The sequence below is a fragment of the Xenorhabdus sp. TS4 genome, from assembly GCF_014467265.1.
Lineage (GTDB): Bacteria > Pseudomonadota > Gammaproteobacteria > Enterobacterales > Enterobacteriaceae > Xenorhabdus > Xenorhabdus ehlersii.
Window position 1 is genome coordinate 1 of sequence record NZ_NKHQ01000060.1, and the last position, 6,607, is coordinate 6,607.

At 42.2% G+C, this 6,607-nt stretch carries 6 protein-coding genes and 6 pseudogenes; 6 read left to right on the forward strand and 6 right to left on the reverse strand.

Annotated elements, in window-relative coordinates; translation table 11 throughout:
• Positions 1-189: 189 nt before the first annotated feature.
• Positions 190-991, forward strand: a pseudogene (locus tag Xets_RS13800) (IS5 family transposase).
• An 8-nt stretch (positions 992-999) separates the two neighbouring features.
• Here Xets_RS13800 and Xets_RS13805 read toward each other — a convergent pair.
• Positions 1,000-1,473 (reverse strand): annotated as a pseudogene (locus tag Xets_RS13805) (integrase domain-containing protein); the annotation flags it as partial.
• A 23-nt stretch (positions 1,474-1,496) separates the two neighbouring features.
• On the opposite strand from Xets_RS13805, the pseudogene Xets_RS24740 reads away from it, so the two are divergent.
• Positions 1,497-1,733 (forward strand): annotated as a pseudogene (locus Xets_RS24740) (transposase); the annotation flags it as partial.
• Here the strand turns inward: Xets_RS24740 and Xets_RS24745 are convergent.
• Positions 1,720-1,842, reverse strand: a pseudogene (locus Xets_RS24745) (HNH endonuclease); the annotation flags it as partial. The pseudogenes Xets_RS24740 and Xets_RS24745 overlap by 14 nt on opposite strands.
• A 302-nt stretch (positions 1,843-2,144) precedes the next feature.
• On the opposite strand from Xets_RS24745, the gene Xets_RS13815 reads away from it, so the two are divergent.
• Positions 2,145-3,071 (forward strand): hypothetical protein, encoded by a 927-nt coding sequence (locus Xets_RS13815; RefSeq protein ID WP_099134065.1) that lies wholly within the window; start codon positions 2,145-2,147, stop codon positions 3,069-3,071.
• Between the two features lie 84 nt (positions 3,072-3,155).
• Here the strand turns inward: Xets_RS13815 and Xets_RS13820 are convergent, their stop codons facing one another.
• Positions 3,156-3,383, reverse strand: a complete 228-nt coding sequence (locus tag Xets_RS13820; protein ID WP_099134066.1) for a DUF4752 family protein — start codon at positions 3,381-3,383, stop codon at positions 3,156-3,158.
• Positions 3,384-3,500: 117 nt separating this feature from the next.
• On the opposite strand from Xets_RS13820, the pseudogene Xets_RS13825 reads away from it, so the two are divergent.
• Both Xets_RS13825 and Xets_RS13830 read left to right on the forward strand, forming a co-directional pair.
• Positions 3,501-3,611, forward strand: a pseudogene (locus tag Xets_RS13825) (phage protein GemA/Gp16 family protein); the annotation flags it as partial.
• On the forward strand, positions 3,608-3,976 hold the full coding sequence (locus Xets_RS13830) for a Mor transcription activator family protein (protein ID WP_099134067.1): 369 nt from the start codon (positions 3,608-3,610) through the stop codon (positions 3,974-3,976). The pseudogene Xets_RS13825 and the gene Xets_RS13830, both read left to right, overlap by 4 nt.
• A gap of 494 nt (positions 3,977-4,470) precedes the next feature.
• On the opposite strand, the gene Xets_RS13835 is transcribed toward Xets_RS13830, so the two are convergent.
• Positions 4,471-4,737 (reverse strand): helix-turn-helix transcriptional regulator, encoded by a 267-nt coding sequence (locus Xets_RS13835; protein ID WP_099134068.1) that lies wholly within the window; start codon positions 4,735-4,737, stop codon positions 4,471-4,473.
• A complete protein-coding gene (locus Xets_RS13840) occupies positions 4,730-4,972 on the reverse strand; it encodes a hypothetical protein (protein WP_143187370.1) in 243 nt (80 codons plus the stop codon). The genes Xets_RS13835 and Xets_RS13840 overlap by 8 nt, the downstream gene beginning before the upstream one ends.
• Before the next feature lie 1,167 nt (positions 4,973-6,139).
• On the opposite strand from Xets_RS13840, the pseudogene Xets_RS24750 reads away from it, so the two are divergent.
• Positions 6,140-6,493, forward strand: a pseudogene (locus tag Xets_RS24750) (AAA family ATPase); the annotation flags it as partial.
• Positions 6,494-6,523: 30 nt separating this feature from the next.
• Here the strand turns inward: Xets_RS24750 and Xets_RS13845 are convergent.
• Positions 6,524-6,607, reverse strand: an 84-nt coding sequence (locus Xets_RS13845) for an IS1 family transposase (protein WP_222941595.1), incomplete at its 5' end; no start/stop codon positions are given.

Sequence of the window (6,607 nt, forward strand, 5' to 3'; positions counted from 1 at the left end):
TCCAGAAAATATTGAATGCCATCAGGCGAGTGTTCACCCAACCATTCCGCCAGTTGCCAGCTATTTTTACGCCCAACATCACTGAGTAATCCCCTGAGAGCCCATTCGGAATCTTTTTTGAACGTAATTGTTTTTCCTGTATTCTGTCCGCCCAAATAAGATAAGTGCCTATATAAGTGACCTGCTGGAATGAGAAAAACCTACCCGAGTGATATTAGCCGAGAAGCCTTTCAAAAAATTGAACCCTTGTTGCTCAGCAGCCGAAAACGTACGCGTCCTCGGAAAGTCGATGTGTATGAGGTGTTTTGTGCCCTGCTGTATATCCTCAAGAGCGGTTGTCAGTGGGATATGCTCCCCAGTGATTTCCCCAGCAAAAGTACCGTGTATTACTATTTCAAACTCTGGAAAGAGAAACCGTCAGAAACAGAACCTAGCCAGCTGGAGCAGGCATTAAAAAAATCGGGTTGGCGAGGCCCGTATCAACTCTGGTCGGAACGCTAACACGACGTTTGTGATCGTCGACGCACAAAGCGTTAAGAACACAGATACGGCGCGTGAGAAAGGCTATGATGCCGGTAAAAAAGTGTCTGGCATCAAACGCCATATCGCGGTAGATACTCAAGGTTTACCTCACGCAATAACCATCACCACGGCAAATGTCACGGACAGAAAAGGGGCACTGGAGGCTTTTACGCGGCACAAAAAGTCACTCAGTTGGGTGAAAAATGTTTTAGCCGATGGCGGTTATACGGGAGAAACCTTCGCTGAGAACGTGCATCATATACTCGGCGCGACTGTCGAAATTGCCAAACGTAGTGAATTGCATACTTTCCAGGTGATACCCAAGCGATGGGTTGTCGAACGTTCATTTGGTTGACTGGAAAAATGTCGACGATTGTGGAAGAACTGTGAGAGATATTTGAATACCAGCCTTCAGTTCGGCAATCTGGCATTTCTTGTCGTGTTGCTGCGCAGAAAAAATACTGAATAGGCTGTTAGCCTACCGCCTTTTGTACCGAAAACAACATGCAGTTTCGGCTCTGGTTGCGCTAACTGTTTGCGCCAGCTTTTCAATGATGCACTGCATTGTACCGCTTCCTGAGAACATAACCCCAGCAATCGGGCGAATTTCAGTGTAACGGCAAGTCCGACATCACGTTCTAGTGCTTTCTGATAAACAACCTGAAACGTGGCATCAGGGATCGCTTGTTTTGTTCCGGCGCGGCTGGTTCCGCTTAATCCCAATGTCTGATTACTCAAACGCGGCGAGGTCTCCAGTTTTTCTCGGCCTGCCATGCGAAAGATATTACGAAGCGTAGCCATTTCATTTTGCACCGTTCGTTTAGCAATCCCCTGAGACAAACGGGCATCAACATATTGTTCCACATGCTTGGCTTTCAAATGGCTGAGGCTTTTCACCTGAATATTCAGGCTCAATAACAACGCCCCCAAACGATCTGCGAACCGACGACGCATTGATAACAACGGCTACCCACTGGTGCGGAGACATCACGTATATTCGCACCAAAGTGGGCTGGAGTTATCTGGCTGTGGTCACGGATTTATTTTCCCGCCGGGTGGTGGGGATGGCCATCGCTTCTTCGCCGGATGCGGAGCTGATCTGCCGGGCATTGAATAATGCATTGGAAACGCGTCATATCGAAGGACGGTTGGTTTTTCATTCAGACCAAGGCAGCCAATACAGGAGTAAAAAGTTTCGTCGCTTACTCTGGCCGCCGTCAATCTGCCCTGTTGTCGACACATCACACACAGGGGATGTTGTTGCAGGAAGGCCAGCCGTGCCTTGTTCCACTTGCTGCCATAGATACGGGGTTGGGGCATGCTCTTTCTCCTGCGTTCCTGATTGGTCATTTGACTACATTGCTATCACGAACCGCCGTAGCTCCATTGGCGCTTCGATGCGCAGTGAAAACAAAAATGCCACCAGCCCGTGTGCGTTGGGTACGCGATGGGAACGAGGTGGCAGCATGGGTTATTGGTATTCCTTTAACCACTCATAGAACGGGTAAAGAAATATTCACTTTAGTTTCAGAGGGTAACTAATTGTTAAGCATTATTCGCTTGTTATTGCGGTGTAATGGGTTTACTAAAAGATAAATATATTAATTTTGTTGGAGGTAATTATGCCTTTTCCTAAGTTGAATAACCTTTTTCAGGAATTAACGCGTTACATAAATCCCAGGGGCACACCTGCGTTACAGGAAATTATTGACCCTACCAATGGAACAAGGACACTGCTTATTCGTTTTGAGAGCATTAAAGCAAGAACATCTTTCACAGATAAAGTTGGACTAAGTCAATTTGGTTGTAGTTGTAATCATTTTATTACTATCTTTAAGGCGCTGGGATTCGAACCTACCAATCCATGGTGCGGAAAAGGCTCATCTGATGCAAGATTAGAATTCAAGTTAACCAACCATCCGGGGTATAATGTAACAATTCATGCGTACCAAAACATACTATTGCCTAGCTACTCACCTGAAGAAAACTCCTGGATTAACCGATTTAAAGAAAGGCTGGATGAAAAGAAGCGTAAATACCAAGGTATTCGGGACCGTTTAAGGAATTATCGCAGCCCTGGATCGTCTCCAGTAAGAAGCCCTCAGGCTGAGTCTTCTGGTTTTTTTAGTGCTCACAATTCTCCGGCTTCACAGTATGAACAATATATGTGGCAAGCAATACAGCAAAGTCACATTACGGCTTATCAACATGGAGATATACCGGGGCCTTCTAATTTCTTACAAACTGCTCAGTCTAGTGGCCCTATTAGGAGACAGCTGCCTTTAACTTCACAACGACCGGCTCCGTATCAACAACCACAAAGAAGTTCACCTCCGAGATCTCCTGTTTACACATCTGTGCCAGTGGACATTCCACGCCCCCACGCTCCGAGGCCCCCAGTTAGAGTACAAACTCCATATACACCTCAATCTCCAACTCCTTCTCAGCCATCGTCTTACTCTCAGAGAAGTGCGGAGTACAGGCAATTCTTTGACGAAGATGATGAATCTTGGATGGATATAGCGCGTCCACCCAGCAGAAATAGATAATCAAGCGTATCTCATCACTCACCGACACTGCGTCCTAACCTACTCCTGCCACCCCAGTATCATTTGCTCTGGGGTGGCTGGTTATTATTTGCCATCTGATTGTTGCCGATACATCATAATAACTAAACTACCTTTTGTAGCGACACGTACAGTTTGATTATCCTGTAGCTGGTCGAGTTTAAATGCGTCGTACAGCTCGTTAGCAGCTTTTTGTTTTCGCTCTTCCTTGCGACGATTGTAATAGGCGCTGACCAGTAGGCCGCCCAACCAGTTCATCGCCTTAACCAAAATATACAGGTAACCCATTACCATGAGACCACCTGTCTATAGCCAATAATCATCTCACCCATTATTTCCTCTGCATTCAGTATTTACATAATCCTGCAAATATCTCAGTTTTGCCCGGTCGTTGATGATGCCTTCTCGGATAAACGTGAAACAGGTATCGACAGCTTACAATGGCTGAATTCAGCCCAAGCCAGTCGTGTTATTGAAAAGCTGAAGAAGTGGCAACATCGCGTTACGAGGAAAAAAGCATGAATGATGTGAATAATTTTCGTAGCAAAGGCCCTGAATTATTGATCGAATTAGCACAACATACAGCCAGTACAGTCAGTGAGATTATCAATGTTGACCCTATATTAGCTGAACAAATTGGGGAGGCTGTCGCGAACCGTATGATGCAGGTTTGGGGCGGTCAGAATGTCTATTTCCCTATGGGGATGGTTTGGAAAGTCAGCCTGCGCGATCGGGAAATCTTCAATAAATTTAACGGTAAGAATCACCACGAACTGGCACGTAAATTTGGTGTTTCTGTTCAATGGATTTACAGCGTAGTAAAACGTGTTCGAAAGGAGGAAGTGGATCGCCTGCAAGGTAAATTATTCAATGACGAGTCTGAGTAAGCGGGTTAAACTGATTGAACCTGACAACGTCAGAGGGCAGACCAAGCTCAATTCCGTTTGGTCTGCCTTTCACATACTGAAAAGGAATTACAATTGACTCTCCATAACTTCCCACTTAGTCCAAGTTCTTCCCATAATTATCTTTCGGTTCCTTTTCAAATATCTTACTTCTGATCAGTATAGGAAAAACTATACACAAAACTATACACAATTTCATGTGGAGGAGAGCGCAATACTGGTAGGTTAAAATATTAATATTTAATAAATTAATTTTATCAAAAATGTCACATGCCCCCAGTTGTACCCCCACATTATTTTGCTACGTTAAATCTGGTCGATTGTGCGTAGAAATTAGATTTATAACTTTTTAATCATCACGTTAAAGCAAAAAAGCCATGAGATTTGAAAATGGTCACATTTGGCTGCCATTTCACGCTCAAGGCTTCATATAAACATTTATCATTTTTACGAACTAGATCACAAATTAAAACGGGTTATTCCTGTGGTTTATCGCGAACCTTACGTTCAATTAGTCGACCATACGAATCAAAATAGCGACTCGGCCAGATTTCAGATGGGTGTATTTCGAGATAGTTAGCGATAATCCATTCGCCTTTCGGCCAGGGACGACTGAGAGTGTTTGCTAGTGTAGATGAACTGAGTCCCGACTCACGAGAGACAGCCGCTAAAGTTGTACCTCGTTTACGTAACGCAGCAATAATATCGGCTTGATGCCAGTCATTTTTAACATTGTTATTCATTCCTGCTACCCCTTCCATTAATTAATATTGATGGTGGCGATTCAGACAGGGTTCGCGGACTGGGTTCACACCAGCGAGGCATAGCCTCCCCCGCCTGAATCACCATTGAAAGGGCGAATGCAGGCACACTGGTAAAACTTCTTACCAGTGTCTGTGAACACAAGGCCGCGACGCCTTGACCATTGGATTGTGCCAATGGCGGGAATACTTTAACTGATTGTATTATCGGACTCAATAACCGAACGGCTAAGTTTAACGACTATAAACACTCTCAACATTCCGAATGCTTAATTCTTCAATCAACCAGCCCATCAATTTTTTTTACTTATACCTGACAACATGCAATCTCTGGCGCGCGACAATTCGGACAAAACAAAAAGTGTCTGCCTTGCCCTTGATCGATATCTGTGCGCCAGAGTGAACGCAAGTTGAGGTATTGCGGGGCATCGGTTGAGTACTCAGTACTGCCGCCTGCGTTTGCAGGTCATCCCCACCGACATAAAGCCAGCCTCGATATCGTCAATCTCTTCTTTTTCAATCTATAAAAAGCAGTGTCAGATTCACTGCATGGTTAATCAGGCCAGAGCCTATCAGGGGTGTGTTGCCCTTTGACTGCGGCGTCACTTTCAGCGATAAATCCGCAAAAAGTGACGCCTTGAGTTTCCGAACAATCAGTAAAGGCCGTGCAAGAGTTGAAATGCCCGCAGACACAGCAAAACGTCGCAAGGTTAAATGCCAAACGGTAGTCGTGTTAATGGATTAGCTGTAGAAGAATTGTCTGTTGAATAATTCAAACAGGGATAGGTAAAAGTATGAACGGATGCGCAAAAGCTATCCTGTTGTTCATTGAAGATAAATAGAATTTATGTCGATTTGAAATGCCAGTGTATGAACCCACGTTCAATACACTTCGGTAACAAGATAAAGATATCCTTTTAGGTTATCTATTAGTTTAAGAGACCTTCATTGCCAGACAAGGGTTTAGGTGTCTTGGCAATATCTGCTTCCAAAGGGGGCAGATGTACCGCAATTATTGCACTCTCTTTCAGGCTACAAGAATTTTTTTGCCACTATGGCTGACCATCTATGATGGTGAGTAAGTTCCACTAATATACTGTATGCTTTTGCTAACAGCAATAAAGAAAAATAATAAAAAGCAACTTTGTCACACATTGACACCCCATAAATTTCATACCACTACGTTAAAATAATAAAGATGATATAAATCATAAAAATGATTTTTTGTGATCTGGTTCAATTGGATTTATTAAATATAACCATGTATATTATCTATAATAGATCAATTTAAAATGACATGGTAAAAACATGGGATATCTTAAAATAAGAAACGTAGCAAGCTATCATAAAACTGAATATTTAGAGTTGGATTTATCAAAAAAAAATAACTTTAATATATGGTCAAAATGGGAGTGGGAAATCAACTATCGCAGGTTATTTTAATTATTCTAACTCAGAGAAATATAAAGAATGCAAATCCAATTTAAATGAAAACTATAATTATATAGTGTATAATAAAAAATTCACCGATGATAATTTTTATAACAATGACAAACAACCAGGAATATTTACCTTAAACAAAGAAAATAAAGAAGTTGAAATAGAAATCAATAAAATTGAAATCACATTGAAAAATTTAGATAAAAGCCATGTAGATCTAATAAAACAAAAAATGGAATTAACTGATAAAATTAATAAAGATGAACTTCATTTTCAAAATAGAGTTTGGAACGAATGTTACAAAATAAGAAATGGTTATGACTACAATTTATTGATAGTGATGAATGTTCAGATAATATCCTATAACTCTGTCATGCATTTCTATGGATTTTGAAAAAGATAATGTTTTTCG